3 protein-coding genes are annotated in these 2,573 nt (G+C 29.5%); all 3 read left to right on the top strand.

The annotated features are described in order from the left end of the window. The first annotated feature begins 257 nt into the window (after window positions 1–257). The gene (locus tag Q9B79_RS26675) at window positions 258–1,040 is read left to right on the top strand and encodes a hypothetical protein (protein WP_306189000.1); all 783 of its coding nucleotides are present in this window, start codon (window positions 258–260) and stop codon (window positions 1,038–1,040) included. Between the two features lie 61 nt (window positions 1,041–1,101). After that, window positions 1,102–1,896, top strand: a complete 795-nt coding sequence (locus tag Q9B79_RS26670) for a hypothetical protein (RefSeq protein ID WP_306188998.1) — start codon at window positions 1,102–1,104, stop codon at window positions 1,894–1,896. A 27-nt stretch (window positions 1,897–1,923) separates the two neighbouring features. Further along, on the top strand, window positions 1,924–2,573 hold a 650-nt coding region (locus tag Q9B79_RS26665), incomplete at its 3' end, for a hypothetical protein (RefSeq protein ID WP_306188996.1).

Genomic DNA, 2,573 nt, shown 5'->3' with positions numbered 1-2,573 from the left:
AAAAGAAAAATAAAAACTTAAATGATAATAGTAATAGATTGTTTTTTTATGGTGGAAGAATCTATTTGTGAAGAATTAAAACATTGTATAAGGGGTAGTGATTATGAAAGTTCACTATAAAGCATTATCGCTTTTAATTTAATAAGCATCACTCAAATTGTAAAAAAGGATGATTGGTTGTTGTCAGCTATCTCACTTAGAAATTAAGTAATTCATAGTGAGATATACCCAAAAAGTAGCTAGAGGTGTGTAACTAGATGTGGAATGTAAAAGAAGAAAATTTAGAAAAGTTTAGGATGATATGTAGAAGGCGTTTAAGTCCAGAAGATACTTTAGGTTTTATGATAGGAACAATAGTGTACGTTTCAGTTATGATGTTTTTTCTTATTGGTACTTTAGTAACCTTTGGTTGGGATTACTATACTACTTTATTCGAAAAAACAATTGTTAAAATTGAACTTGTGCTATATAGCTTACAAATAATTTTTTTAATTCTATATTCATTTCCAAAAGCTCGATTTAAATTTCAAAAATTACAAACGATTGTCGTGTTATTATATGCATTTCAATTAGGTACAATATTATTCACAGCTCTGATTCTTCCTGGAATGTCTGATTATACAATCGACGGAATTACATTAGTATATGTAGGCTTCTTATTTATAGGAGCAGTGATTGTTCATATTGTGACAACGATTGATACGTTTAAACAGGCAAGTGAAGGTACATTTAGTATGAATGAAAGATCAGCTTCCTTTTTTAGTAAAACAAAAGGAACTATGATGAAAGTAACTTCAATATACGCATTAATCCTACTTATTTTGATTTATTTTCATAATGATTATGCGATTGATACTTTTATTGGATATGTAATAGGTACTGTTTTACTGTACACAGTAGCCGTTGGTGCAGCAGAATTCCAGCTATTGGTGTACTGTAGATTCAAATTTAAAGCATTCAATATGACTTGGGAAGAAAATGAGAGAATGCGTGGGAAAACTCGAAAACAAAATAAAAAATCCAAATCGAAAAGTAAATAAGAGTGAAATAGAATTGATGTGAATGAAAATTATTTAAACTGTATAGAAGGTGAAAAACTGAATGTGGAATATAAAAGAAAAAGATTTAGATGAATTTAAAATAACATGTAGAAATCGTTTAAGTCCAGAACGCTCCATGGTGTTTATACTTGGCGCAACTGTTTATAGTTCATTATTCATGCTTTTTATTTTTGGAGCATTAGTTAAATTTGGCTGGGGTTATTATCCAAATCTCTTTGACAAAATAATTGTTTGTATTGAATTAGTTTTATATACCTTGCAAGTAATCTTTTTAATTCTATATCTATTTCCAAAAGTTCGTTTTAAATGTCAAAAGTTGCAAGCGCTTGTGATATTATTATGTACATTTCAGCTGGGAACTATAGGATTCACATTGTTTATACTTCCAGTAATTTCAAATTATTCGATTGATCAAATTACATTATTGTATGTGGGTTTATTGTTTCTAGGAGCAGTTTTTGTTCATCTGGTGACCACAATTGATACCTTTAAACAAGCAGAGAGTGGAGCATTTAGTATGGATGAAAGGGCAGCTTCATTTTTTAGTAAAACAAAAAACAACGTAATGATTAGTGTTACGGTATATGCACTAATCCTTCTTATTTTAATTTATTTTCATAATGATTATGAAACAGAGATATTAGTAGGGTATATAGCAGGAACTCTTGTAATGTACGCGGTAGCCATAGGTGCAGCAGAGTTCCAATTATTAGCCTATTGCAGATTTAAATTTCCATCATTTTATATTTCGTGGGAGGAACATGAAAGAGAGCGTCAGAAAAGACTAAAGCTTTATGAAGAGAAGGAAAAAAAGAAAACTAAAGAAATAAAATAAGTTTTGCGTCGAAATGGGGAAAGATGAATGCTTAAAATAAAGGAAGAAGATTTAGGTTTTTTTCAAATTACAAATAAAAACCGATTAAGTCCGGATTATATAAGAATCTTTTATGGGGGAGTTTTTGCATATACTTCTATACCAATACTCATCATGTTTTTAGGTGTTTTGCTGAACGGTGATAAGATTTCTCTAACTCCTTTTGAAAAGATAGTTGTACAAACTGAGGTTAAGTTGTATGTTTTGGAGTTCGTTTTTTTAATATTATTCATGTCTAAAAAGATTGCTTTTAAATTACAGAAACTACAAACAATCGTAACTCTATTTTATGCTTTTCAGTTAGCGACATTACCTTTCATAGTTATGGTTGTTGAAGGAATATATGATTTTCCATGTGACAATAAAACATTGGTTTATATCGGTTTAATACTATTAGGAGCAATCTGTACCCACATTGTAGCAACGATCGATGTTTTTAGAAAAGCAAAGCATGGAGGATATAAATTAGAAGGACCGGCTGTCTCATTTTTTACTAACACGAAATTATATTTATTGATTGGAATAACGATCGGTGTAATAGTTCTACTTGTATTAATTTTTTTAAACCTTAATTATACATTTGATGAAATGGCAATTTATGTGACACAAACAATAATATTATATATATTCGCTGTAGT

This window comes from Bacillus sp. MHSD_36, from assembly GCF_030757775.1.
Lineage (GTDB): Bacteria > Bacillota > Bacilli > Bacillales > Bacillaceae_G > Bacillus_A.
The sequence above is the reverse complement of the archived record's forward strand: the minus strand, read 5'-3'. Positions and strand labels throughout refer to the sequence as shown.

What these genes read in the sequence shown, in the direction of transcription:
- Q9B79_RS26675 (WP_306189000.1), top strand. Translation starts at nt 258, where the DNA reads ATGTGGAATGTAAAAGAAGAAAATTTAGAAAAGTTTAGGATGATATGT.
- Q9B79_RS26670 (WP_306188998.1), top strand. Translation starts at nt 1,102, where the DNA reads ATGTGGAATATAAAAGAAAAAGATTTAGATGAATTTAAAATAACATGT.